This window comes from Pseudooceanicola sp., from assembly GCF_029213205.1.
In the GTDB taxonomy this organism is placed as follows: Bacteria; Pseudomonadota; Alphaproteobacteria; order Rhodobacterales; family Rhodobacteraceae; genus Pseudooceanicola.
Map to the genome: position 1 here is coordinate 24,476 of NZ_JARGNH010000009.1, position 25,857 is coordinate 50,332.

At 64.2% G+C, this 25,857-nt stretch carries 25 protein-coding genes; 3 read left to right on the top strand and 22 right to left on the bottom strand.

Annotated features, from left to right (window positions below; translation table 11 throughout):
- Positions 1-85 precede the first annotated feature (85 nt).
- The 3 genes from tatB to P1U48_RS09055 are packed head-to-tail and all read left to right on the top strand — an operon-like array spanning position 86 to position 2,473.
- Entirely contained in the window at positions 86-730 is a 645-nt protein-coding gene (gene tatB / locus P1U48_RS09045; RefSeq protein WP_301068644.1) for a Sec-independent protein translocase protein TatB, read from the top strand.
- Positions 727-1,650: a twin-arginine translocase subunit TatC gene (gene tatC, locus P1U48_RS09050; RefSeq protein WP_301068645.1), complete on the top strand. Its 924-nt coding sequence runs from the start codon at positions 727-729 to the stop codon at positions 1,648-1,650. The genes tatB and tatC overlap by 4 nt, the downstream gene beginning before the upstream one ends.
- Positions 1,634-2,473: an ATP-binding protein gene (locus P1U48_RS09055; protein ID WP_301068646.1), complete on the top strand. Its 840-nt coding sequence runs from the start codon at positions 1,634-1,636 to the stop codon at positions 2,471-2,473. The genes tatC and P1U48_RS09055 overlap by 17 nt, the downstream gene beginning before the upstream one ends.
- Before the next feature lie 129 nt (positions 2,474-2,602).
- Here the strand turns inward: P1U48_RS09055 and P1U48_RS09060 are convergent, their stop codons facing one another.
- From P1U48_RS09060 to P1U48_RS09165, 22 genes are all read right to left on the bottom strand, one after another.
- Positions 2,603-3,853, bottom strand: a complete 1,251-nt coding sequence (locus tag P1U48_RS09060) for a LysM peptidoglycan-binding domain-containing protein (protein ID WP_301068647.1) — start codon at positions 3,851-3,853, stop codon at positions 2,603-2,605.
- Between the two features lie 139 nt (positions 3,854-3,992).
- On the bottom strand, positions 3,993-4,637 hold the full coding sequence (locus P1U48_RS09065; RefSeq protein ID WP_301068648.1) for a protein-L-isoaspartate(D-aspartate) O-methyltransferase: 645 nt from the start codon (positions 4,635-4,637) through the stop codon (positions 3,993-3,995).
- Positions 4,634-5,416, bottom strand: coding sequence for a 5'/3'-nucleotidase SurE (gene surE / locus P1U48_RS09070; protein WP_301068649.1), 783 nt, complete (start codon positions 5,414-5,416; stop codon positions 4,634-4,636). The genes P1U48_RS09065 and surE overlap by 4 nt, the downstream gene beginning before the upstream one ends.
- A gap of 102 nt (positions 5,417-5,518) precedes the next feature.
- Complete coding sequence (locus P1U48_RS09075) at positions 5,519-6,160, bottom strand: SDR family NAD(P)-dependent oxidoreductase (protein WP_301068650.1); 642 nt, start codon at positions 6,158-6,160, stop codon at positions 5,519-5,521.
- 164 nt (positions 6,161-6,324) lie between these two features.
- On the bottom strand, positions 6,325-7,776 hold the full coding sequence (gene purF, locus P1U48_RS09080) for an amidophosphoribosyltransferase (protein WP_301068746.1): 1,452 nt from the start codon (positions 7,774-7,776) through the stop codon (positions 6,325-6,327).
- A 487-nt stretch (positions 7,777-8,263) separates the two neighbouring features.
- A complete protein-coding gene (locus P1U48_RS09085; protein ID WP_301068651.1) occupies positions 8,264-8,815 on the bottom strand; it encodes a CvpA family protein in 552 nt (183 codons plus the stop codon).
- A gap of 31 nt (positions 8,816-8,846) precedes the next feature.
- Complete coding sequence (gene radA, locus P1U48_RS09090) at positions 8,847-10,214, bottom strand: DNA repair protein RadA (protein ID WP_301068652.1); 1,368 nt, start codon at positions 10,212-10,214, stop codon at positions 8,847-8,849.
- A gap of 43 nt (positions 10,215-10,257) precedes the next feature.
- A complete protein-coding gene (locus P1U48_RS09095) occupies positions 10,258-11,184 on the bottom strand; it encodes a DNA repair protein (RefSeq protein ID WP_301068653.1) in 927 nt (308 codons plus the stop codon).
- A gap of 89 nt (positions 11,185-11,273) precedes the next feature.
- Complete coding sequence (locus P1U48_RS09100; protein WP_301068654.1) at positions 11,274-11,777, bottom strand: paraquat-inducible protein A; 504 nt, start codon at positions 11,775-11,777, stop codon at positions 11,274-11,276.
- 3 nt (positions 11,778-11,780) lie between these two features.
- Complete coding sequence (locus P1U48_RS09105; protein ID WP_301068655.1) at positions 11,781-12,521, bottom strand: ATP-binding cassette domain-containing protein; 741 nt, start codon at positions 12,519-12,521, stop codon at positions 11,781-11,783.
- A 42-nt stretch (positions 12,522-12,563) separates the two neighbouring features.
- Positions 12,564-13,337, bottom strand: a complete 774-nt coding sequence (locus P1U48_RS09110; protein WP_301068656.1) for an ABC transporter permease — start codon at positions 13,335-13,337, stop codon at positions 12,564-12,566.
- Positions 13,334-14,377, bottom strand: coding sequence for an alanine racemase (alr, locus tag P1U48_RS09115; protein WP_301068657.1), 1,044 nt, complete (start codon positions 14,375-14,377; stop codon positions 13,334-13,336). Before alr ends, P1U48_RS09110 begins: the two co-directional genes overlap by 4 nt.
- A 98-nt stretch (positions 14,378-14,475) precedes the next feature.
- A complete protein-coding gene (locus tag P1U48_RS09120; RefSeq protein ID WP_301068658.1) occupies positions 14,476-15,303 on the bottom strand; it encodes a DUF1194 domain-containing protein in 828 nt (275 codons plus the stop codon).
- A 72-nt stretch (positions 15,304-15,375) separates the two neighbouring features.
- Entirely contained in the window at positions 15,376-15,804 is a 429-nt protein-coding gene (locus tag P1U48_RS09125) for a GNAT family N-acetyltransferase (RefSeq protein WP_301068659.1), read from the bottom strand.
- On the bottom strand, positions 15,801-17,297 hold the full coding sequence (locus P1U48_RS09130; protein WP_301068660.1) for a replicative DNA helicase: 1,497 nt from the start codon (positions 17,295-17,297) through the stop codon (positions 15,801-15,803). Before P1U48_RS09130 ends, P1U48_RS09125 begins: the two co-directional genes overlap by 4 nt.
- 322 nt (positions 17,298-17,619) lie before the next feature.
- Positions 17,620-18,300: an orotate phosphoribosyltransferase gene (locus tag P1U48_RS09135; protein ID WP_301068661.1), complete on the bottom strand. Its 681-nt coding sequence runs from the start codon at positions 18,298-18,300 to the stop codon at positions 17,620-17,622.
- Between the two features lie 185 nt (positions 18,301-18,485).
- Entirely contained in the window at positions 18,486-19,526 is a 1,041-nt protein-coding gene (pyrC, locus tag P1U48_RS09140; protein ID WP_301068662.1) for a dihydroorotase, read from the bottom strand.
- 55 nt (positions 19,527-19,581) lie between these two features.
- A complete protein-coding gene (locus P1U48_RS09145) occupies positions 19,582-20,556 on the bottom strand; it encodes a phosphoadenosine phosphosulfate reductase (protein WP_301068663.1) in 975 nt (324 codons plus the stop codon).
- A gap of 115 nt (positions 20,557-20,671) precedes the next feature.
- Positions 20,672-21,733 carry a glycosyltransferase family 2 protein gene (locus P1U48_RS09150; protein WP_301068664.1) on the bottom strand — a complete coding sequence of 354 codons (1,062 nt, stop codon included), beginning with the start codon at positions 21,731-21,733 and terminating at the stop codon, positions 20,672-20,674.
- Positions 21,734-21,763: 30 nt separating this feature from the next.
- A complete protein-coding gene (locus P1U48_RS09155) occupies positions 21,764-24,127 on the bottom strand; it encodes a glycosyltransferase family 2 protein (protein ID WP_301068665.1) in 2,364 nt (787 codons plus the stop codon).
- The gene (locus tag P1U48_RS09160; RefSeq protein WP_301068666.1) at positions 24,124-24,813 is read right to left on the bottom strand and encodes a sulfotransferase; all 690 of its coding nucleotides are present in this window, start codon (positions 24,811-24,813) and stop codon (positions 24,124-24,126) included. Before P1U48_RS09160 ends, P1U48_RS09155 begins: the two co-directional genes overlap by 4 nt.
- Complete coding sequence (locus P1U48_RS09165; RefSeq protein WP_301068667.1) at positions 24,810-25,841, bottom strand: glycosyltransferase family 2 protein; 1,032 nt, start codon at positions 25,839-25,841, stop codon at positions 24,810-24,812. The genes P1U48_RS09160 and P1U48_RS09165 overlap by 4 nt, the downstream gene beginning before the upstream one ends.
- Positions 25,842-25,857 lie beyond the last annotated feature (16 nt).

Below are 25,857 nucleotides of genomic sequence, written 5' to 3' on the forward strand. Positions count from 1 at the left end.
TCAGGGTCTGATCCGTCGCAGGCCTGATCCCTCCGGGGGCGGCCTGATCGTCTAGACCTGCGCGCTACTTGAGGGGCATACAGCCATGTTCGACCTCGGTTGGACCGAACTTTTGCTGATCGGCATCGTTGCGCTGATCGTGGTGGGCCCCAAGGACCTGCCAGGGCTGTTCCGCAACGTTGGCCGCTTTGTCGGCAAGGCCCGTGGCATGGCGCGCGAATTCACCCGGGCAATGGAAGACGCGGCAGATGACTCCGGGGTTGGCGATCTGACAAAGACCCTGCGCGACGCGGCCAATCCCAGCAAGATGGGTTTGGACAAGCTGAAAGAGGCGACCGATTACAGCAAGTGGACGCCGGACAGCGCCACCGGCAAACTGGCCGAAGACCGCGCCGAAGCCGCCAAGAAGATCCACAGCGCCAGCGCCGAACGCGCCGAGAAACGCCTCGCCGCCGAGGCGGCTGAGGCTGATGCGGCCAAACCCGCCGCCGCCGCGTCCAAGACCGCAACCAAGACGGCTGCGAAACCGGCGGCCAAGACCAGCGCCAAGCCGAAGGCCGCAGCCGGTACCGCCGCGAAACCGGCAGCCAAATCCAAAGCGGCGGCGAAACCAAAACCGGCCAGCAAGCCTGCTGCCAGTAAGGCCGCCGCCAGCAAGACGGCAGTCAGCAAACCCGCTGCGAAACGCCCGGCCAAGCCGAAACCGGCCACCGGAGGCTCTGCTACATGAGCACGCCCAATGAGCTTGAAGACAGCGCGGCCCCGCTGATTGAACATCTGGCCGAGCTGCGCAACCGGCTGATCCATTCGGTGATCGCCTTTATCATCGGCATGGTGATCTGTTTCACTGTCTGGAATCCGATCTTCAACTTTCTGACCCAGCCGCTGTGCAATGCCCTTTCGGCGCGCGGGCAGGTCGGTGATTGCGGGCTGATCCTGATCAAGCTGCAGGAGGGCTTCTTCGTCGCGATCTCGATCTCGCTGCTGGGCGGGCTGTTCCTGTCGTTTCCCTATATCGCCTTTCAGATGTGGCGGTTCGTGGCGCCCGGGCTCTATCGCAACGAACAAAGCGCTTTTCTGCCGTTCCTGATCGCCTCGCCGGTGATGTTCTTTCTCGGCGCCGCCTTTGCCTTCTATGTGGTCACGCCGATGGCCTTTAACTTTTTCCTCGGCTTTCAGCAGCCCGGAACGGTGATTGGCGAGGGCGGTGCGGACAGCGGCATTGCGGCGATCGCCTTCCAGGGGTCGGCTCAGGAATATCTGCGGCTGACGGTCAAGTTCATTGTCGCCTTTGGCATGTGCTTTCAGCTGCCGGTGCTGCTGACCCTGATGGGCAAGGCCGGGCTGGTTTCGGCCGAGGGCCTCGGCAATGTGCGCAAATACGCGGTGGTCGGCATTCTGGTGCTGGCGGCGCTGGTCACCCCGCCGGATGTGATCACCCAGGTGATCCTGTTCGTGGTGGTCTATGGCCTTTACGAAATCTCAATCCTGATGGTCCGCCGGGTGGAAAAGCAGCGCGAAGAGCGGCTGCGCGCCGAGGGCTATTATGACGACGAGGATGACGAGGCCGGGGACGAGGCCGATGATCCGCTGAATGACGAAGACGACGCAGAAGACGAAGGTTCCGCGAAAGATGACCGACCCAATTGAGCGGATCGCCGCCGCGCTGGAACGTATCGCCCCGGCGCCCCTGGATGCCCCGGATTTCGATGGCGCCGATGCCTTTGTGTTTCATGTGAACCCGGAGCGGCTGGAACCGGTGACGCGGGTCAACCGGGTCGATCTGGGCCTGCTGATCGGCATCGAGCGTGCCCGTGACACATTGCTCGCCAATACCCTGCAATTCGCCCGTGGCCTGCCGGCCAACAACGCGCTGCTCTGGGGCGCGCGCGGCATGGGGAAATCCAGCCTGGTCAAGGCGATCCACGCCGAAATCCGGCGCCAGGGTCAGCCGCTGAAGATCGTCGAATTGCAGCGCGAGGATCTGCCCAGCGTGTCGCGGCTGATGCAGCTGCTCAGCGCCGCGCCGCATCGGTTCGTGTTGTTCTGCGATGACCTGTCCTTCAGCCATGACGACGAGCATTACAAATCGCTGAAGGCGGTGCTGGATGGCGGCATTGCCGGGCGTCCGGAGAATGTGTTGTTCTACGCCACTTCGAACCGCCGCCACCTGATGCCGCGCGACATGATCGAAAACGAACGCTCCTCGGCGATCAGCCCCTCCGAGGCGGTCGAAGAAAAGGTGTCGCTGTCGGATCGCTTCGGGCTTTGGCTCGGTTTTCATGCCTGCGACCAGGATGCCTATCTGGCGATGATCCGCGGCTATTGCGACGCCTATGGGCTCAACATCGACGCGGCAAGCCTGCGCGCCGAGGCGATCGAATGGCAGGCCACCCGCGGTGCCCGCTCGGGCCGCGTCGCCTGGCAATTCTTCACCGATCTGGCTGGCCGGATGGGCGTTGCGCTGAACTGAGAAGAGGCCAGCCCGACGGTTCTCTCAGCCCTGCCGCTTCCTCTGGTCAAAAATATCCCGGGGGGCGGCGCAGCCGTCAGGCTGCGGCGGGGGGCTGGCCCCCTCCGCACCGCTGCAAGTCAGCCGGACTCAGTTCAAATAGGGCAGCGGATCGGTGCTTTCCAATCCCTTGCGCACTTCAAAATGCACATAGGTCGATTTGCCCGACGGGATCTCGGCGATGGCCTGCCCCCGGCTGACCTTCTGCTTTTCCTTCACCTTGATCCCGGTGACATTGGAATAGATGGTCAGCAGCTTGCCGTCGTGGCGCACCACCACAACGTGGTTGCCCTCGGCATCCGAGGTAATGGCGGCAACCTCTCCAGCCTCGGCGGCACCGATCGCAGTGCCGGCGGCGGCGGCGATGTCGATGCCGTCATTGCGGCCCTTGGCGTAGTCGCGCACGATATTGCCCTTGACCGGATAGGCCATGCGTCCGGCTTTCTTGGCCGTTTGCTGGCCGATATCGGCCACCGGCGCCGTCGTGGCGGCGGCCTTTGCGACCGGTTTGGTCTTTTCATCCGGCAGCGGCTTGACGGCGCTTGGCGGCAGCGGCGTCGGCGATCCGACCCCTGGCGCTTCGGTGCTTTGTGCGGCGGTCTTTTGCACCTGCGGCGTCTCGACCTTGACCGGGATCAGCAGGTATTGGCCTTCGCGAATGCTGAATTCGCTGTCCAGCCCGTTCCATTCCCCCAGCGCCTTGACCGGCACCTTGTAGAGCCGGGCGATGGTATAGGCGGTCTCGCCGCGCACCACCTTGTGGCGCTCGGGTTCCTTGCCGGTTTGGGCCCTGGGCTTGCTGGCTGTGGCTTTGGCCCGGGCCGCGGGCGCGGCGGCGGGGTCCGCCGGGGTCAGCGGCGTGGTTTCCACCCGCCGGTCGCCCGCCCGGTTGAGCGCGCCACCGGCGATCGAGGCGATGTCGGTGCTCGGGGCCGTTGGTTCCGGGTCCGGCAGGATTGGCCCGGTGCTGAGGGCACCGGTTTCCGGCGAGGGTTCGGCCACCCGGCTGGGCAGCGACAGCACCTCACCCGCGCGCAGCGGATCATTGAATTTCAAACCATTGTGACGGGCCAGGGCGGCAGGATCGGTGCCGACCCTTTCGGCCACATCGGTGACCGAATCGCCACGTCGTGCCACCGCCACCTGGTAATTGGGATAGGAAATCACCCCCCGGTTATCGGGCCGGGGTCGGTCGGTGGTGGCCAGGCGCGCCGCCTCGGCGGTGCTGAACTGGTCGAAATTGCCGCGCATGTCCAGATCCAGCGGCGTGGTGCAGGCCGTCGCCAGCGCCAAGGTCGAGGCGCTCAGCCCCCGAAATACTGTTCGGATGGTCACATTCATCTGTTCGATCCCTCACCGCCACCCCTGTTTGCCGGGGTCGTCGTCGATATCCTGTGCCACGCCACCGGATGGGGCGCGGGTGCCTGTCGTTGCCGTCAGCCCGGGTCGCGTCTGCTTGCGGGCCAGTTCCAAGTCGTCGTCAGTCCTGAGCCAGCCCTTCGATCAGCGGCACGAACCGCACCGGGCGCAGCTCGTCGTATTCCAGTCCCGTTTCGGTGCGGCGGACGCGGATCAGGCTTTGAACATTGTCCGACTGCCCCACCGGCAGCACCATAATACCGTTAATCTTGAGCTGCGCCAAGAGCGGGCCTGGCGGGTCCTCGGCGGCGGCGGTCACGAGAATGCGATCAAACGGCGCCTGATCGGGCAATCCGTGCGATCCGTCACCGGCGATGGTGGTGATGTTGGTCAGGTCAAGCGCGGTGAAGATCTCGCGGGCCTCGCGAACCAGACGCGGATGCCGCTCGATCGTATAGACGCGTCGCGCCAGCTGGCTCAGCACTGCCGCCTGGTAGCCCGATCCGGTGCCGACCTCCAAAACCTTGTCGCGCGGCTGCACCTCAAGCGCCTGGGTCATCAGCCCGACGATAGAGGGCTGCGAGATGGTCTGGCCGCAATTGATCGGCAACGGCGTGTCCTCATAGGCGCGTTCGGCAAAGAGCCCGCGAATGAACACCCCCCGGTCGATCTTTTCCATCGCGGTCAGGGTGCGGGCGTCGGTGACCCCGCGCGAACGCAGCGTGTAAAGGAATTGCATCTGGCGTTCGGCAACGCGGTCGGTCATTCAATGCCTTTCAACACGTCCAGCATGTCATGCGCCGTCAGATCGGCGCGCATCGGTGTCACCGAGACATAGCCGTCCAGATTGGCATGGGCGTCGCTGCCCGGTTCGGTATGGATCTGCTGATCGCCGCCCTTGATCCACAGGAATTTGCGCCCCGAGGGGGCGAAATGCGGCTCGGTCGAGAATTTGGTGTTGCGGCGGAACCCCTGGGTGGTGATCCGCATGCCGCGCACCGCATGTGCCGGGCAGGGCGGAAAGTTGACGTTGTAGAACAGCCGGTAATCGCCACTGTCCTTGGGCTGCGCCGCCAGCACCTTGCGGATCACCTCGGCGCCATGTTGCCCCGCTGCTTCGAACGGATCGTCGCTCTGGTAATTCTCCGGCCCGAGGTATTGCGACAATGCAAAGGAGGGGATGCCCTGCAGGGCGCCTTCCATGGCACCGCCCAAAGTGCCGGAATAGAGCGCGTTTTCGGCGGAATTATTGCCCTGGTTGACCCCGGAGAGGATCAGGTCGACCCGCTGGTCCTTCAGCACATCATGCAGCCCGGCGAGCACGCAATCGGCGGGCGAGCCTTCGGCGGCAAAGCGTTGCGGGCCGAGTTTCGAGACCATCATCGGATGGGTGTAGGAGATCTTATGCGCGACGCCGGATTGCTCGAACGCCGGGGCCACGGTCCAGACCTCGCCCTTGGGGCCGGCCAGTGCCTCGGCGATGCCCTGCATCACCGCCAGCCCTGGTGCCGAAATGCCGTCGTCATTGGTGATCAGAATTCGCATATGTCCGCCCGTTTTGCCTGCCTCTGAATAGGCGAGGGGCGGGGCCGGGGCAAGCACTGGCACCCAGAGCGCGGACGGAGTTTCAGCCGGGGTGCGGCAGCGTCACACCAGGCTGTCCAGCAAACGCGCCGCTTCGTCCTTGGGACTGGCCAGTCGGCTGCGATCCTCGCCGGGGTGGAATCGGGCGCGCAGGGCGGTGGCCATCGGCGCCGGGGTCAGCACATGAACCTGCGGGCCGGTCGTGCCGGTTTCCCCGACCCAGGCCCGGGCCAAGGTGATCTGCGCGGCTTTGGTGGCGCCATAGGCGCCGTGGAACTTGGCACCGCCCGCCGGGTCGTCAAAGAACAGGGCGGACCCGTCGGCGCCCAGCAGCGGCGCGATAAACGGGATCAGGATGCCGGTGGCGGTGACATTGGTGGCCACCGCGCGGTCCCAATCCTTGGCATCAATATGATGCGCCGGGGTCAGCGGCGGCACCTGCACCGCCGTATGCGCCCAGAGCGCGATGCCGCCCCAACGGTCGTGGATCGACCGGCACAGCTGCGCCATCGCATCGCGATTGGTGATGTCCATCGGCGCCAGGGTGGCGGCACCGCCACGGGCGCGGATGCGGTCATCCAGCTCTTCCAGCGCGCCGGTGGTGCGGGCCACCGCGACGATGTGGTGTTCAGGCGCCAGGGCTTCGGCCAGGGCCGCACCCAGGCCGCGCGAGGCGCCGGTGATCAGGGCTATTTTTTCGCTCATGCTGTGCGGTTTGGGCATATTCGTCGCCGCAGTCAAGCGCTGCGCCAAGTCGAAGCCCGGCGATCAGCCGCCGATTTCGGCGCGGCGCAGGGCGATGACCCGGTCCAGCACCGCATCCGGGGGCAGGGCCGCGAAATCGGCGCGGTGGGCATCCGCCGCAGCGTTCACTCGGCGGCTCTGAGTTGGAAACCCTTTTCGATCATATCCGCCGGTTCCACCGGATATTCGCCCGAGAAACAGGCGTCGCAATATTGCGGGCAATTGGAATTGCGGCCCGTCGCCTCGCCCGCCGCGCGATAGAGCCCATCGAGCGAGATGAAGCGCAGGCTGTCCACCGACAGGTGTTCGCGCATTTCTTCTTCGGACATGGTGGCGGCCAGCAGTTTTTCGCGCTGCGGCGTGTCGACGCCATAGAAACAGGGCCAGGCGGTTGGTGGGCTGGCGATGCGAAAATGCACTTCGGCGGCGCCGGCATCCAGGATCATTTCCTTGATCTTGCGGCTGGTGGTGCCGCGCACCACGGAATCGTCGACCAAGATCACCCGCTTGCCGCGGATCAGCGCCCGATTGACGTTCAGTTTCAGCCGCACGCCCATATTTCGGATCTGTTCGGTCGGCTCGATGAAGGTGCGGCCCATATACTGGTTGCGGATGATCCCCATCGCGTAGGGGATGCCGCTTTCCTGGCTGAAGCCGATCGCCGCCGGGGTGCCGCTGTCGGGCACCGGACAGACCAGATCCGCATCCACCGGCGCCTCGCGTGCCAGTTCGACGCCAATCTGACGACGGGTCTCATAGACCGAACGCCCCCCCAGAACGGAATCGGGGCGGCTGAAATAGACATGTTCAAAGATGCAGAAACGCGGGCTTTTCGGACGGAACGGACGGCGGCTGTCCAGACCCTGGTCGGTGATCACCACCATCTCGCCGGGTTCGACCTCGCGCAGGAATTCGGCGCCGATGATATCCAGGGCGCAGGTTTCCGATGACAGAACCCAGCCATCGCCGATCTTGCCCAGCACCAGCGGGCGCACCCCCAGCGGGTCACGCACCCCGATCAGCTGGGTGGCGGTCATCGCGACGATGGAAAATGCCCCCTCGACCCGGCGCAGCGCATCCTCCATCCGTTCCGGCAGGTCCTTCTGCAGAGACCGGGCCATCAGGTGCACGATACATTCACTGTCCGACGAGGATTGAAAGATCGAGCCATGCTCGATCAACTCGCGCCGCAGCGCATCGGCATTGGTGATATTGCCGTTATGGCCAATCGCCGCGCCGCCCATCGAAAATTCGCCAAAGAACGGTTGCACGTCGCGGATCTGCGTGGCGCCCTTCGATCCGGCGGTGGAATAGCGCACATGGCCGATCCCGATCGAACCGGGCAGGGTGGCCATGACATCGGTGCTGGTGAAATTGTCGCGGATGTAGCCGAACTTGCGCGCGTCGCTGAACCCGTGTTCGGGATCATAGGTGACGATCCCACCGGCCTCTTGACCCCGATGTTGCAGCGCGTGCAAGCCGAGCGCGACAAAATTGGCCGCGTCGCTGACCCCGAGGACGCCGTAAACGCCGCATTCCTCGTGCAGTTTGTCATCGTCCCAGGGAAGGCTGGGCAGGGTTTTGGTCTTGGTCGCTGTTTCGGGCGAGTGGCTGGGCAAGGGGCAGCTCCGAATCCTGTCGCGTGATGCCCCTTTTAAACACCCACCGGGCACAGTGTCACGAAAGGATCACATAGTCGCGCCGGTTGCCGGCCGAAAGCGCTGGCAAGCGGGGCACCTCGGAGCAGATCCTCGCAGAGGTCTAAAACGGGCTGATCGGCTGAAAAAACGACGATCGGCGCCCGGATCCGTGCCGCAATCGGTGAAATCGGCGTCTCCGACCCGGTGCCGCAGGCCATAGCGCCGGCGTTGCTGACCCAGCCCTGTGGCGATGCGGCGCAGCCTGTCAGGGACTCGCGGACCATGGCACCGGGCTGCGGGATGCGCGGTCGATGGCGGTCGACTCGCCCCGCCATGACATCGTGTTGCAGCACCCCGCTTGGGCGGTCTGGCCGCCAATCGAAGCTTTTCTGACGGAATGTGAAGGCGAGGCGGCTGCGCCGCCTTATTCGCAGGCGCCGACCAGGCGTTCGTATTGGCTGGTGATCCAGCCGAGGGCGCGTTCGGGGTTTTCGTCCTCGATCTTGCCGGTCAGCCGGGAAAAGACCTGGGCCGAACGGCTGTCATCCACCATCGGGATTTCCTGCGAGGTCAGCACGGTGTTGTAGACAAAGAAGGCGATGGCGATCAGCAACACGCCGCGCGCTGCACCGAACAGAAAGCCGAGCGCCTGATCCAGCCCGCCGAGGACGGAGCGCTGCACCAGCGACGAAAACAATGGTGTGAACAAGGAGGCGATGACCAGCGCCACCGCAAACACGGCGGCAAAGGCGGTGATCACCGACAATTCACAGCTGTCGGCGATGAAGCTGCCGATCACCGGCACCTCTTTGACCAGCGGTTGCACCTGCGGCGCAAAGATGAAGGCCAGGACCGCGGCGACAACCCAGCCGCCGATCGCCAGAACCTCGCGCAGGAAGCCGCGGGAATAGGCCAGGATCGCCGAGATGACGATAATCGCGGCAACCACGCCGTCGATGATGGTGAAACCTTCCATGTCGTTTGCGTCCTTCGCAAGGGGGCGCGGGTCAACCCGCGCCGAAAACTTCGCCCACGAAGGCGGTCAGATCCGCCATCGGCTTGACCGCCATTCCACCATCTCCGCCCGGTTTGCCACCGGCGGGTGCAATGGCCGAGGTGAAACCAAGTTTCGCCGCTTCTTTCAACCGATTTTCGGTCTGCACCACCGGTCTGAGGGCGCCTGAGAGGGAAATTTCGCCAAAAACAACACACTCTGGCGGCAAAGCCGCGTCTTCGCGGGCGGAAAGCAGCGCCGCGGCGGCGGCCAGATCGGCGGCCGGTTCGCTGATTTTCATGCCACCGGCGACGTTCAGATAGACATCGAGCCCGGTGAAGGGGATGCCGCAGCGTGCCTCAAGCACCGCCAGGATCATCGCCAGACGGCCGCTGTCCCAGCCGACCACCGACCGGCGCGGCTGCGAATGCGGGCTGGGGGCGACCAGCGCCTGAAACTCGACCAGAACCGGGCGGGTGCCCTCGATCCCGGCAAACACCGCCGATCCCGGGGCCGGGGCGCCGCGTTCGGACAGGAACAGCGCCGAGGGGTTGGACACCTCGGCCAGCCCGGCGCCGGTCATCTCGAACACCCCGATTTCATCGGCGGGGCCAAAGCGGTTCTTGACCGCGCGCAGGATGCGGAACTGGTGACCGCGCTCGCCCTCGAAATAGAGCACCGTGTCGACCATATGTTCGACCACCCGCGGCCCGGCGATCTGGCCATCCTTGGTGACATGGCCGACCAGGATCACCGCCGAGCCGCGGCGTTTGGCGAATGCGGTCAGCTCATGCGCGGCGGCGCGCACCTGGCTGACCGACCCGGGGGCGCTTTCGACGGAATCCGACCACATCGTCTGAATCGAATCGACGATCACCAGGTCGGGGCGTTCAGCATCCAGCGTGGTCAGGATATCGCGCAGCACGGTTTCCGCGGCCAACTGCACCTTTGCGCCGGTCAGCCCCAGCCGGTCGGCACGCATCCGGATCTGCGCCGCCGCCTCTTCGCCGGAAATATAGAATGTCTTTAGCCCGGCATTGGCGAATTGCGCCGCCGCCTGCAACAACAGGGTGGATTTGCCGATGCCGGGATCGCCGCCCACCAGCACCGCCGAGGCCGGGACCAGCCCGCCACCCAGCACCCGGTCGAGTTCGGCCATGCCCGAGGCGGTGCGCGGCAGCGGCGGATCCTGCGTCGAGAGATCGGTCAGCGTGATCGCGCGACCGCGCGCCGCGCCCAGCGATTGCTTGCCCGCCGCCGCCGACAGCGGCCCCTCTTCGATGATCGAATTCCAGGCGCCGCAGGCGTCGCATTGCCCCGACCATTTGGTATGGACAGCGCCGCATGCGCTACAGGTGAAGGTGGTGGTTGCCCGTGCCATGGGGCTTCTTGCCCCGGCGCGGCCGGGCGGTCAATCGTGCTGCTCAGTCGTTGCCACGATTGCCCATGCCGACAACCTTGGCGCGGCGCTGTTCCAGGATCGGGCTGGAGATCACCACGTCATCGTAATCGTCGTCGAAATCGTCCTGCATCATCGCCTCGGCCAATGATGGCATCGCGGTCAGCTTTTCCACCCTGCTCGGCGGCGGGGTAATCTCAGGCTGGGTTTGCTTGGCATCTTCGCCCAGATTGAGCGCTGGCAGAATACCGTCGAGCTCCTCAAGCAGGCGATCCAGCTGCGAGCGGGCAATGCTCTCTTCCATCTCCATCGCGTTCAGCCATTGCCGCAGATCGGTGGTGATCACCTTGGCAGTGCCGAGCCGATCGTTGAATTTCTCGATCTCTTCCTGACGCTGTTTCAGAAAGGCGCGGGCGCGGTTCACATTGTCTTCGCTATAGGTCTGGGCCAGTTCCTGGCTGACCTGGCTCATCTGCGCCGCCGCTTCCAGGATGTCCGGTTCCAGCCCGTCCAGATCGGGGTGTTTGCGCAGAAAGGCGATGCGTTCGCGCACCGCGTCAAATTCATGGCTCATCCGGAACACACCGTCGCGGTCGGCGCTGTGCGCCTTGAAATAGGCATGTGCCACGTCATGCATCGAGATGTGGAAATTGCGGTGCGACTTTTCCAGGGCCTGCACCCGGCCATTGGTCGGCAGAAAGGCGCAGAGGCCAAGCGCCAGCGCGGTCAGGCCGATCATTGCCCACATGCCCGCATCCGGCACCGGCGCGCCGTTCCAGATCAGGCTGAGTTCCGGCCAGGGGATCACCGCAAAGGCCGCCAGCAGCGTCGCGGTCAGCAGTGCCAGCGCCAGCATCAGCATCGCGCCCATGGTGATCGGTTGCACGATTCGGGTGAGGATCAGGCGCAAAGTGCCCTCACGCGATTCAATGTGATCGGTTCGAAATGCCATTCGTCAAAATCCCCCGGGTCCCGCGACTCACCCGAATCGGCGGGTTTCCGCCGTTGTTACCACAGGTTAGCGGTGGAACTTACCGTACGTTAAGCTTGGGTGTGCTCCGCGCCCGGCCCGAGGCGGCGCGCAATCGCCGTTTCGGTCAGCCGTGCGAGCAGCAGCGAGGCGAGGATGCAGCCGGAGAAAAGGTATATCCCCCATCCGGTTTCAACCCGCCCGATCCCGATTCCCTTGATGATCGCAATATAGAGCGAAATCAAAAAGATATCGGCCATTGCCAGGCGTCCTGCCCAATCTGCAAAACGCAGGGACCGCCGCCCCCAGCGTCCGGTTAACACCCCCAGCAACGCCAGGGTTTTGGCATAGGGCGCGACCAGCGCAAAGAGGCCGACCAGCAGGGCCAGGAAACGGTCAGTTTCCCAGAGCGAAACGACCCCGGACCAGACACTGATCTCTGACAGGCCGAAAAGTGGCAGCAGCCCGGCGCGCAGCAGCGGCGCGAACCAGGCGATCGGGTAGAGCAGCAGCAACAGCAGGTTGCCGAGGATCAGCGCCCGGGTCAGCCCCGGGGTGGCGCGCCAGCCGATCATTGCTCAACGCACCGCCGCGATCGGCCCCTCGGCGCGGCCATGGATGAACTGATCGAGATAGGGGTCGCCGCTGGCATCCATCTCGCTGACCGGGCCGGTCCAGCGGATCTTGCCGTCATGCAGCATCGCCACATTGTCGGCGATGGCGCGCACACTGGTCATGTCATGGGTGATGGTCATGGCCGTGGCGCCCATCTCGGTGACAATCTCGCGCACCAATTCGTTGATCACCCCGGCCATGATCGGATCCAGCCCGGTGGTCGGCTCGTCGAAAAAGATGATTTCGGGTTCAGCGCAAATGGCGCGGGCGAGGCCGACGCGCTTTTGCATGCCGCCCGACAATTCCGCCGGGAACAGATCGGCCACATCCGGCGAAAGTCCGACCCGGCGCAGCTTTTCCACCGCAATCGCCTTGGCCTCGTCACGCGGCCGCGCCAGGGCGCCGCGCAGCAGCCGAAAGGCGACATTCTGCCAGACCGGCAGGCTGTCAAACAGCGCGCCGCCCTGAAACAACATGCCGAACCGCGCCAGGAACGCATCGCGGTCATGGCCCTCGCCACCCTCGACGGTGATGCTGCCGCCGTCCGGTTTGATCAGGCCGAGGACGCATTTCAGCAGCACCGATTTGCCGGTGCCAGAGCCGCCGATCACCACCATCGAGGTGCCGCGCGGGATCGTCAGATCAACGCCGCGCAGCACATGTTTGGGGCCAAAGGATTTGGTGACGCCGTTGAACTCGATCATCTCAGTGCGCCCCCCGTCGAAACAGATATGTCGCCCCGGTGCTCATAGCGAAAAGAACATCCGGGTCAGCAGGAAATTCGCCGCCAGGATCAGCACCGCCGCGGCCTCGACCGCGCTTTTGGTTGCTGCTCCGACGCCCTGGGCGCCCCGGCCGGAATTCATCCCCGCATAGCAGCCCATCAGCGCCGCGATCACCCCGAACACCGCTCCCTTGACCAGAGACGAGATGATGTCGAGCGGCTCCAGGAAATCGACTGTGTTTTTAAGGTAAACCGCCGGGTTGAAGCCCAGTGATCCGGTCGCCACCTGATAGCCGCCAAGCACGCCGATGACATCGCCGATTCCAACCAGCACCGGCACGGTGACCAGCGCCGCCAGCACCCGCGGCACCGTCAGGTATTTCATCGGATGGGTCGAGAGGGTAACCAGCGCGTCGATTTGTTCGGTGACTTTCATCGTGGCAATCTCGGCGGCGATAGAGGAAGTCACCCGCGCCGCGATCATCAACCCGACCAGCACCGGGCCCAATTCGCGGACCATGCCGATGGCGACGATCTGCGGCACCACCGCCTCGGCGTCAAAGCGGGAGCCGCCAGCGTAGATTTGCAGCGCCAGCGCGCCGCCGGTGAAAACCGCTGTCAGCCCGACCACCGGCAGTGACAACCAGCCGATATTGATCAGGGCGATGCCGAATTCACGGCTGTAAAACGGTGGGCGCAGCAGGTGGCTGAGTGTTTCAACGAAATAGAGCGCCACCCGCCCGATCAGCGCCAGCAGGCCCAGAACCTGGGCGCCGATGCCGGCAAGCAGCCTCATCCTTGCGAAAATCGACGGCTGTAGCGGGGGCTCAGCGCGGTCAGGATCTCATAACCGATGGTGCCGGCATTGTCGGCCAGGTCGTCGACGCCCTGATCCGGGCCGATCAGGGTCAGCACCTCGGGGTCATGGCGCAGATGGCTGATATCGACACCGATCAGATCCATCGAAATGCGGCCGCGCACCGGGCAGGGGACATCATCGGCATAAAGTGATGTCCGCGGCGCAAGGATCCGCTGGATGCCATCGGCATAACCGCCCGAGACCGTGGCGATGCGGCTGGGTTCCTCGGCCTCCCAGGTGTTGCCATAACCCACTGTTTCACCCGGATCGAGGTCGCGGATCTGGATCACCGGCAGGTCAAGCCGCACCACCGGCTGCGCCGCTTCGAAGGGGCGCCCGCCGTAAAGGCCGATCCCGGGGCGGGTCAGGTCGAAATGATACTCAGGCCCCAACAGGATGCCACCGGTGGCCGACAGCGAGCGGGGCGCGTCAAAGCCGCCGGTCATGTCGTGAAACACCTGCAATTGTTCGCGGTTCATCGGGTGATCCGGCTCATCGGCACAGGCCAGGTGCGACATCAGCAGGGTCACCTCCTGCTCCATCGCGATCGGGCGCAGCGCGTCCCATTCGCTGGGTTCCATCCCCAGCCGGTTCATCCCGGTGTCCAGCTGGACGCCAAAGCGATGCCCCGGCAGCGCCTCGACATGGCGCAACATCTGGTCGATGGAATTGATCATCGGCACCAGATCCAGATCGTGGATCATATCGGTGTCGCCGCGCATATGGCCGCTGAACAGGTTGATCTCGACAGCAGAGCCAAGCACCTCGCGCACCTGCGCCGCCTCTTCGGCCACCGCGACAAAGAACCGGCGGACCCCGGCCCGGGCCAGCGCCCGCGCCACCTGGGCGGTGCCGAGACCATAGCCATTGGCCTTGATCACCGCAGCGGTTTCCACCCTGTCGTCCGACAGGGCATTCAGCGCGCGCCAATTGGCGATCAACGCGTCGAGGTCGATGGTGAGTTGTCCTGTAGCCATGCGCCGTTTTTGACCGCAGCACCGGCGCGGTGCAAGGACAAACCGCGCCGGATGCGGCGCAGGCGCGATGTCGCGCCGATGATCGGGACGGGGCCTGTCTAGAGAGGTTCCCAGAGGTCGCGGCTGCGCTGCCACATCTTTTCACCGATCAGGCAATCACGCCCCGGGGAGGCCTGGGTCGGGATCACCCGCGCCTCGGGCCGGGGCGGGGCTGGCGTCTTGCCCGCGATTTCCAGCACCAGTTTCTTGCGCACCGCGGCGGCGAATTCCGCCCAGTCATAAACCGGGATAACAAAGCTCCCGGCGCCGCCGGTCACACAGGTCTGGTAATAGATATCGAGATCATCAAGGTTCCAAGCCGCGATTCCATCGCGGGTCATCAGTGGCAGCCCGTTGATGGTGATCCCTTCGGCCAGCACCTGATCGCGGATCGGCAGCACCGGCGCGCCGTCATTGTTCGGCCCGTCGCCGGAAATGTCGATCACCCGCCTGAGCCCGGCAAAGCGGTTGCCGCGGAAATACCCGGGGCCCATCGCCAGCGCCCCGGAAATCGAGGTGCGGCGCATAGCTTGGGTGAAATGCAGGGTGAGCGCCTCGGCAAAACCCTGGGCATCGTCGCGCGACCGGATCAGCCGCCAATCGACCACCACTCTCTGCGACCCGGCGCCGGCCCATTCGACATAGGCCACCGCGATATGGCCGAGAAAGCCATCGCCGATCACGTTCAGAACCGAATCCGAGGTCAGCGCCTCGGCATAGCCGCGCCGCTGAATCTCAAGCTCGCTCGGGGTCATCGACCGGGACACATCGACCAGCAACAGCAGCTCGACATCGACCTCGATGGCGCTTGGGTCGTAGGGCTCGACCTGTGCCGCGACCGGCGGCGCAGAGATGAGGGCAATGACCAGGGCAAACACGCGTCTCATCAGCCGATCCTCGCGCCAGGCTCTGCGCGGAGTCCAGCCATTCCCGCTGGCGCACGAAAAGGTGAAGGCGAATCAGTTCAGTTCGGCTTCGGCATATTCGACCTGCCGAAAGCTCAGCCCGAGCGCCTGATAAAAGGGTTTGGCGCTGGCGCTATCCGGATCCGATCCCAGCCAGATCCAGGCACAGCCCATATCGCGCCCTGCGGCCAGCGCTGCCTGCATCAGCGCGGTGCCAATTCCACGTCGCCGGGCCACCTCAGCAACCCCGAGATTGTCGATATAAAGCGCCGGATCCCGGTCCGGCCCATGCAGCACCATCGCCAGGCACTGGCCGACCACCAGTTCGCCGTCGCGGGCGACAAATAACAGATGCTCGGGCCGGGCCAGAACCGCCGCCAGCCGCTCCGGGGTGAGCGGTGCGTCGAACACGCCCTCGGCCACCTCAGCCAGATGATGCGCGGTCTCGGCGCTGATCCGTTCGATCCGCGCCTGCGTGCTCAATAGTCGCCACCCTGATCGGCCTGCCAGGGCTTGACCAGATTGCCGAATTTGGTGAACCGGCCCTCAAAGCTCAGCTCGACCGTGCCAATCGGGCCGTGGCGCTGCTTGCCGATCACCACCTCGGCGCGGCCATGCAGACGCTCCATCCGCTCCTGCCAGGCGGCGATTTCGGCCATCTTGTCATCCGAGGGCTTTTCGCGTTCGACGTAATATTCCTCACGGAACACGAACATCACCACATCCGCATCCTGTTCGATCGACCCCGATTCCCTGAGGTCCGACAGTTGCGGGCGCTTGTCCTCACGGTTTTCCACCTGCCGTGACAGCTGTGACAGGGCGATCACCGGGATGTTCAACTCCTTGGCGATGGCCTTCAGCCCCATCGAGATCTCGCCGATCTCGTTCACCCGGTTTTCGGCGGTGCCGCGCACCAGCTGCAGGTAATCGACGATCAGCAGGTCAAGCCCATGAGTTCGCTTCAACCGCCGCGCCCGCGCCGCCAACTGCGCAATCGGCAGGGCGGCGGTGTCGTCGATGTAGAGCGGGCAGGCTTCCAGCTCCTTGGCGGCCTCGACAAAACGGCGGAACTCATCCTCGGTCATGTCGCCGCGACGGATCTGTTCGCTGGGCACCTGGGCGGCTTCGGACAGCACCCGCGCCGCCAGTTGCTCGGCGCTCATTTCCAGCGAATAAAAGCCGACGACGCCGCCATCCACCGCGCCCTCGGTGCCGTCATGACGCAGCCCGCGGCGATAGGCCTTGGCGACATTAAAGGCGATATTGGTGGCGAGCGAGGTTTTGCCCATCGACGGGCGCCCGGCAAGGATCAACAGATCCGAAGGGTGCAGGCCGCCGAGTTTCTTGTCGAGATCGGTGAGCCCGGTCGAGATCCCGGCCAGCCCGCCGTCGCGCTGATGCGCGGCATTGGCCATGTTCACCGCATCGGTGACGGCGCGCAGGAAGGATTGGAACCCGCTTTCGGTCTGGCCCTGTTCGCTGAGCTTATAAAGCTGTTGTTCGGCTTCGACGATCTGCTCTCTGGGTTCGCTGGCAACATCCACCGTCGCCGCCTTGGCGGCGATCTCATGGCCCAGCCCGATCAGCTGACGGCGGATCGCCATGTCATAGATCATCTGGGCATAGTCGCGCGCCGCATAGGCGCTGACCGCGGCCCCGGCGATGCGCACCAGATAGGCCGGTCCACCCAGTTCTGCCAGACCTTCGTCGGCCTCCAGAAACGCCTTCAGCGTCACCGGGCTGGCCAGGTTGTTCTTGGCGATCCGGGCGGCGGCGGTTTCGAAAATCCGGGCGTGCACCGGCTCATAGAAATGCTGCGGACCGATGATCCCGGCGATCTTGTCATAGATGTCGTTGTTGGTCAGCAGGGCGCCCAGCAATTGCTGTTCAGCCTCGATCGAATGCGGGACACGGTCGATTTCCTTGCCCAAAGGCAAAAGTCCCTCCGCCGAGTCAATCCTTGGATGGTCGTTCATCTGATACCCTCGGGCCACCTGTGACCCAATCGGCCAGCTGCCGACAATCCGGCCCGCTGTGCCCCCGTTCCGCGTCGTTTTCGTTGCGCGCGTCCATAGGCACTACACCTATAGGATAGGCCGCGCGACCGACAATCTTGATAACCTGTGAATCGTCTGTGCATAAGTTTTGATACCACATCTGGGTGGATCAGGCGAACATCCAGCGAGATATGGCGCGGGTTTTCGCTGTCCTATCCTTTTGCTCCATCGTTTTCCGAGCCGAATTGCTGGCAGGGCGCGGATGTGGCACCGCGCGGCACCCGCCTCTGCGGGCGAATCGTCAGACGCCGCTGCGCGCCGCCTGCCAGGCCCGGGGATCGTTCAGAAACGTCTCGACCTCACTCAGGGTGGCGGTGTCGAAACTGGCGCGGCGCTTGGCCTCAGCCAGCACATCCCACCAGGTGCAGAGGTGATGCAGGGCGATGCCATGATCGCCAAGGGTCTGCTCGGTCTCCGGAAAAATCCCGTAATAAAAGATCACGGCCGTATGCGCGCAGGTGGCCCCGGTTTCGCGGATCGCATCGACAAAGGAGACCTTTGATCCGCCATCGGTGGTCAGATCCTCGACCAGCAGCACCCGCTGGCCGGGAGTCATCACCCCCTCGATGCGCGCATTTCGGCCATAGCCTTTCGGCTTTTTGCGCACATAGGTCATCGGCAGCGCCATCCGCTCGGCCACCAGCGCCGCAAAGGGAATGCCGGCGGTCTCGCCACCAGCGATATTGTCGAACGCCTCCAGCCCGGCATTGCGCATCACCGTCACCGCCAGAAAATCCATCAGGGTGGAGCGGATGCGGGGATAGGAGATCAGCTTGCGGCAATCGATATAGGTCGGACTCGGCAATCCGCTGGCCAGGGTGAAGGGCTCGGTCGCGTTGAAATGCACCGCTTCAATATCGAGCAGCATCGCCGCGCTCAGCCGGGCGATTTCCTCGGCGGCGGGGTAGGATGATGGGATCATGGGCTGGGTCTCCGTCTTGAAACGCGTCTGCGCTTCATCTTGCCAAAAATAGTCCCGCCGGAGGCTTGAAATCGATGTCGCGACATCACCGCCGCGGATCGCTCCGGGAGGGGGCACCGCCCGGTTCGCCGCCGCTGGCGGCGATGCCTCCGGCGGGACTATTTTTGGCAAGATGAAGCCTGGGGTCAGTCATCGACCTGCCAATGCAGCGGGAAACCGGGGTCAAAGACCGTGACCGGACCATCGGCGCTGTCGATCTTGCTTGGATAGTGGAACGGGGGGCCTTTGATCAGGGTCAGGCGCGCCTCGTTCGCGGGCATGCCATAGAAGGCCGGGCCGTTCAGCGAGGTGAAGCCTTCCAGCCGGTCAAGCGCGCTTTCGGCCTCGAACACCTCGGCAAGGATTGACATCGTGTTGGTCGCGGTGAAGCAACCGGCACAGCCGCAGGCATGTTCCTTGAGCGCGTCGATATGCGGGGCGCTGTCGGTGCCGAGAAAGAAGCGCGGATCGCCCGAGGTGGCGGCGGCGACCAGGGCGAGGCGATGTTCCTCGCGCTTGGCGACCGGCAGGCAATAATAATGCGGCTTGATGCCACCGACCAGGATGTGGTTGCGGTTGATCACCAGGTGATGGGTGGTGATCGTCGCGCCAAGGCCGGTATCGACGCTGCGCACGTATTCGGCGGCCTGGGCGGTGGTGATATGCTCCATCACCACCTTCAGCCCAGGATGAGCGCGGCGCAGCGGATCCAGCACCCTGTCGATGAACACCGCCTCGCGGTCGAAAATATCGACATCGGCATCGGTGACCTCGCCATGGGTGCAGAGCGGCAGCCCGATCTCGGCCATCCGCTCCAGCACCGCGGCGATTTTGTTGAAATCGGTGACGCCGGAGGCGGAATTGGTGGTGGCGCCGGCCGGATAGAGCTTCACCGCCTTGATCAGGCCAGAGGCATGGGCGGCGGCGACATCCTCGGGATCGGTGCCCTCGGTCAGGTAGAGCGTCATCAACGGCTCGAACACCATGCCTGCGGGCAGGGCGGCGCGGATCCGGTCGCGATAGGCGGCGGCCTCGGCCCCGGTCACCACCGGCGGAACCAGGTTCGGCATCACGATGGCGCGGGCGAAATGGCGGGCAGTTTCCGGCAGCACGGCGGCGAGCATCGCGCCGTCGCGCAGATGCAGGTGCCAGTCGTCGGGACGGCGGATGGTCAGGTGATCGCTCATGCCGCTTCGCATAGCGCAAGTGCTGCGGGCTGACCAGTCCCCGGCGCGGCTTGGATCAGCCGACCCGCGCCGGTTCTGTTGCGTCCTTGTCCGGATGGGTTTCCCCGCTCGCGGCGCCCTCGGCGCTGGTCAGCATCTCCAGGCGGCGGGCAAAGCGCGGCGCCTTCATTCGGGCGACCACGTTGCGGCAGAGGGCGGCGACGAGCGTTGGCCGGCCTGCCGCCTCGATGGCGCCGAGCAGGCGGCGCAGATAGGGCAGGTGACTGCGACGGGTGCGGGCCAGCCGGGCGAAGCTGGCAGCGTTCAGCCGCCCGGTGCCGGCCAGTTCGATCAGCCGGTGCAGGATCTGCATCGCCTTGAGATCGCCCTCGATCGCGTCCCCCATCCGGCGCAGCTTCAGCGCTGTGGTGTTCTTGCGCCGGAACAGCGCCGCATGCATCGCGTCCAGGGTTTCGGTCGGGTCATAGATGACAAAGGCCTGATCCGCCGCCTCGGTCATATCCGGGGCAAAGCCGTAGCGGTCGGTAAAGGAAACCCGGCGCATCTCGGTAAACCGATTGTCCCAGAGCGCGTGCTCGGGATCGAGTGTCGCTTGTGGCGAGATCGTCAGCACCCTGGCCCCCGGCGCGGTGACCGAAAACGCCGCCGCCGCATAACCGCAGGGCCCGGCGCCGTAGAACAGCACGGTCTCGAAATCCTCAAGAAAGCCGTCATCGACCAACCGGTCGAAATAGCCAAACACCCGGGGATCGCGAAACCAGGTGTCGCCGTCGCAGGCCAGGCAGAGATGCGACCAGCCGGAGTCGCGCACCATATGCCAGCCCAGCGGCTCTCCCTGGGTGCGGATCGCGGGCAGGGATTCAAAGGTCACCAGCAGGGTGGAGCCGTTTTCGACCAGCGCCGCGAAATGGCGTTTGCCGAGCGGTTGGAAGGCGCCATGCTCATCGACGATATTGACGAATTCGCGCAGCCAGGTGGTGTCATCCAGACCCTCAAGGCTGCGCGTCAGCGCCGTTTCCACATCGTTCATCGCCAAGCCCCCCACGGCCCAATCGCCGCCAGCCCAGCGGTCAAGGCCTGATCTTGCACCATCCGACAGCGGTTTGCGAAGGCCTCTGCCGGAACTGTCGTCGGATCGTGATCGATCAGGCGCCTTTCGGGCCATTGTCGCGGGATCGGGCCAAATTGGCGTGCCGAACCAGGAATTGCGCGGCTTTGAGTGACACCGGGCGGGTCGGTTGGCTCATCAACAGCCGCCCGAACAGGGCGCGAAACGGCTCTTGCTGCAGCAGGATTTCGAATCGCTCGCGGCGCCAGGCGACGGCGTTGTGGTGCAGGGCGGCGAGTTCGGGATCGGCCATCAGCCGGGCGCGTTCCGCCGCCATCTCCGGGGCGAGGGCGTGGATTGTGGTGTCTTCGGCGGCGGCAAAATTGCGCTCGACCCAATAGTCGATATCGAGCAGATGATCGGAATGCACCGCCCGTCCACGGTCCGCCTTGACCACATAGCTTTCCATCGCGCCGAGCGGATAATGGTTGAGCTGGGCGAGGTCGTTGTTCTTGCGTCCGTAATTGTTGAAAATCCGTTCGGTGCGGAATTTCGCATCCAGTTCGCGCCCGGCGGCGTCAAACCAGCGCGCGGTGTCGATCCGGGTTGGATCCGGGGCGCGCGGGCGATGCACCCCGAGTTTCTTGTAGGTGCCATCGTTGCGGTAGAGCGTCTTGAACATCAAGGCGCGCCAGGGCCAATAGATCACCTCGGGTGCGGCGCGGGTGAATTGCGCGGTGATCGGCTCGTCGACATAACGTACCACATCGGCATTGCCGAACAGCCGCCAGGTCAGGGTGACGGCGCTGGCCTCGGGCAGGGCGCCGAGCAGATCGGGCAGGCGATGGTTCCCGACATGGATATTGACGAATTCATCGACATCAAAGGCCAGGATCCAATCGGCGGCACGGACGCTCTCCAGCCGGTCGGCCTGTTTCAGCGCGGTGAACTGGATGCCGCCCTTGTCATAGGGGCCATCATTGCGAATATGGGTGATCAGCCCCAGGGCGGCCAGCCGGTCGAGCATCTGGTCGGTGCCGTCCTGGCAATCGTTGGAAAAGACCAGGAAATCGGTGAATCCGACGGCGCGGTGATGCGCCAGCCATTCCAGCAGGAAGGCTGCCTCGTTGCGAACACAAAGAACTGCCAGGAATTTCAAATTCTTACGCCTGACGGATAATTCATTACTTTAACTTTCCATGTCCAGCGCCAGCGCATAGGCCACGCGCTCGGTCTCGTTCAGATGGACAGTGAGGGTCTGCTCGTAAAGCTTTTGGAATTCGGGGTTTTCATGCAATTCCGCCGCCTTGTCGCGATGCCAGTCGACCCCGGCCAGATGCAGTTCCTGCAGATTGGTGTCGGCCAGCAGCGCGTCATAAGCTGCGCGCAGGCGGGGCAGATTACGTTTGATGGTTATGTCTTTGAAATCGTTCCAATCCATCCGCACCCAGTAATTCATCCCGATGGACCGGTCGACATGCAGCGCCCGCCCGCGCTGACGCTTGACCAAATAGCTCTCGGCCGAGCGCAGGGCATAGTGGTTCAGTTGGATCAGGTCGTAACCGATCGAGCGTTTGGAATTCCGCCAGCCGTTTCGGACCACGTCCCCGCCCATCGGCGCGCCGGACCCATTGACCCAGGCGATGTCGCCAAGCCGGTCCTCGGCGGGTTTGTTGGGCCGGTGGCAGGACAGTTTTCCATAGGCGCCGATGTTGCGAAACATGGTCTTGAAGCCCCAGGCGGTGTGCGGCTTGGGGCAGAATTTCGGGGCGCAGCTGTCGAATTGCTCGATCACAAATTCATCCGCGTAACGGGTGACGCCATTGTGGCCGAACAGCCGCCAGGTCATTGCCACATTGGTCGCATGCGACACCCGCTCAAAGAAATCGTCCAAAGTGCCATTGCCGCAGCGGATATTGACGAATTCGTCGACGTCGATATGGGCGATCCATTCGGCATTCTTCAGCACCGGTTCGTTCAGCGCCGCATCCAGGGCGAATTGCTGTGGCGAATTGCCGGTCCAGCCGTCATTGTCACGGTGCTGGACAATGCCCATTGCATCCAGCCGCTGCAGGATTTTGTCAGTCCCGTCGCTGCAATCGTTGGTGTAAATCAGGAAATTGTCGAACCCGATGGCGCGGTGATAGGCGACCCATTCGATGATATAGGGCGCCTCGTTCTTCATGCAGCCGACGATCACCCGCCCGCTGGAGCCTTCGGGCAGGTCACGCGGCGGGACCGGGGTATAGGCCGCCGCCAGCTCTTCCTCATTCACCTGTCCCAGCCGGTTGTGCGGGCGGAACGGCGAGGTGACGATTTCGCGGTATTTCTCCACGGCCAGCGGCGGCATCACCTTCAGCGCGGCGGCGCTTGGGGCATCTGCGGCGGGCTGACCCGCCTTGGGTGCGGGCGTGCCATTCAGCGCCGCCATCGCCTGCACCTTGGTCGCCTGCGCGTCGGCCGTCGCCTTGTCGATACGCCAGCGAAAAGCCAGCAGATATTGCGAGGCGCGAAAGCCAAAGGTCGGGTCGGCCTCGGTCCAGGTCGGGCCGGGATCGGGCGCGGTGAACGGGGCGGCGGCCAGGGCGGGATGGGCCGTGATCAGCGCGGCATTATCGTCAGCAAACCGTTCTGAAATCGCGGCCAGTCTGCCGGGGTCAATAGGATCGCCGTCGACACGGAAATCCTCCATGATCCGAGTCCAGAGCGGGCGCGGCAGCACCCGGTCGCCCTTGGCCAGCAGGCGCAGCAACAGCGTGTTCATCTGCCGCCCGCGCGCCACCCAGGCGGCGGCGGGCTGTGCCGGCGGCGGCACCGGCCCGGCCTTGCCGATATTTTCCTCGATGTCAAAGGCGGCACGCAACTCCTCGGTGGCGATGGCGCTGAACACTTTGGTCTGGAACGGGCGCAATTGCACGGAACCGGCGCCGAAAACGCCTTCCCAGTGGCGCATAAGCTGCTGATAATCCAGCCAGAATGCCGGGGCCTGGTTCTCCTGAAACACCCCGAGCTGCGGCGCGATCTCAGGCGCTGCCGCCCGTGCGGCCGCCCACCAGTCGGTTGCCCCGACGAGGCCTAGCTCGACGGCCAGGCTGCTGGCCCGGCCTTCCATCACCTGTGCCGAATAGAACCGCGCCAGCACCCGGGCCTGATCGTCGACATGCGCCACGATCCGGATGTCATCCGAGAGCTGCGACAGCAGCGCCTTGAGCCGCTCCAGCTCACTGACCCGGGCCAGCGAGGTGCCCAATTGGCTGGCCGACAGGATCAGCACCTCTGGGCGATGGGTTTCGACCTCTTTCCTCAGGCTTTCCAACACGTTGTTGGCCAGGTTTTCCTGTTTTTCCGGCAGGATGTAGCCCCGGTTGAAGCGCAGCGGATCAATGTGATCGGGGTCGGTGACGGCCATGAACAGCCGGGTGTGATTGCGATTGCCGGGGCTGCGTGCAAACAGCACGCCCTTGCCGATCAGCTGCGCGCGCTTGTCGACCAGCACCGCCTGCAGCCGTTCGGCGCCGACATGTTCCAGCCCGATATGCAGATAGATCCTCATGCGTGGGTCGGGCCTTCGCTGGTTTCGTCCGCGTCGCCATCCGCGTCGTCTTCGGTTTCGTCAGATGCGCCATCGGGATTGGCATTGGCGCGCCCCCACCAGTCGATCTCTCTCCCCAGAAAGGCGCTGAGCTGTTCGCGCGCATCCTCGGCGGCAACGTCGAGCAGCAGGAATTCCTCGGGCCGCCCCCGGAACAGCCGACGCAGATGCGCGTAATGTGCCTTGATCCAGGTCACTCGCTCCATCGTCGTGTTGCCATATCCATGAGGAAGCCCGGGGATATCAGCGCGTTCCAGCCTTGTATTCATGTTGGTCCAGCTCAGCATCGAGCGCGACAGAAATTTCGCCCGCCGCTGGGTGGCGACGAATTTGGCGCCGGGATGATGGGCGCGGATCGCCTCGATCAGCCCGAAATCCATCTGCGGCCAAGCGGACCCGCCATGGGTCAGGTAAGAGCTTTCGGTGATGGCGTCGAACGCCTCCAGCTCGGCCAGCGGATCGCCGGTCCGGAAATAGCCACGATAGAGCACATCGCCGACGAATTGCCGTTGCAGCGCCGGGTTGTCGGTCTGGGCCGGGCGGATCTTGTGATCCGCGACTTTCATCCCGGCCTTGTTCAGCGCTGTGGCCAGGGTGGTGGTGCCGCTTTTCGGCAGACCGAGGTTGATGACGCGCAGCCGTGTCATGCGCTTAGCCCCAGTTCTTCCAGCAGCGCCAGCTCTTGCGGTGGCAGGGTGCCGAGTGATTTCAGCTGTGCCCGCATCGCCTGATAGCTGGGTTGGGCATCCAGCTCCGCCAGCTTGGCCCGGTGCAGCGTCACCGCCTGCTCATGCAGATCCGCGATCCCCGGCAGCGCCATGAGACGATCAGTTTCCGATTTCAGATCAGGCAGGTAGCGCTGGATGCTCAGGTCCTGCCAGGCGACATCGGCACGTTCGCGCCAATAGCTGTCGTCAAAGGCGCGGTGCGCGCGGTTGACGTCGCCGCGGTCATTCTTGACCAGATAGCTGTCGAGCGAGCGCAGTGCGTAATGGTTCAACGTGGCGAAATCGCGGGCACCCAGGGCGGGAAACTTGCGGATCCGGCGCTCATTGGCGGCGACCAGGAATTTATGCGGCACCGGTCGGCCCGATCCGTCGGTCCAGCTTGGGCGCTTGTCCTTGGCCACCGATTTCTTGATGAACGGGCGATGGGCGCCGTAATATTGCACCGGGAAATCCCTGCGGATCAGCGACTTGACCTCGATTGCCAATTCCCCGCACCAGATGTCCGGATTGTGTGAGCGGGTGAATTGCGCGATCACCGGGCGATCCGAATAGGCCTCGATCCCGTCATTGCCAAAGAACTGAAAATTCAGCGAAATCGCTTGTGGATCGTTGCAGGCGGCGATCAGGGCCGGGATCGTATGGTCGCCAACATGGATGTTCAGGAATTCGTCGACATCGGCGATCCAGACCCAATCGGCCCCGGTCACCAGCGGCTGTTTCTTGGCGTCTTTCAACGCCTCCATCTGGTAATTGCGTCCCTCGGCCGGGTTCGGCAGGTGCTGCACCACGCCATGATCCGCCAACCGGTCGAGCAACCGGTCAGTCGCGTCGCTGCAATCGTTGGAATAGAACAGGAAATCCGTGACCCCGATCACATGGTTGAAGGCGATCCATTCCAGCAGGAACGGACCCTCGTTCTTTACACAGGTGATCGCGGTTATCCGCATGAGCGCGCCTGCGCGG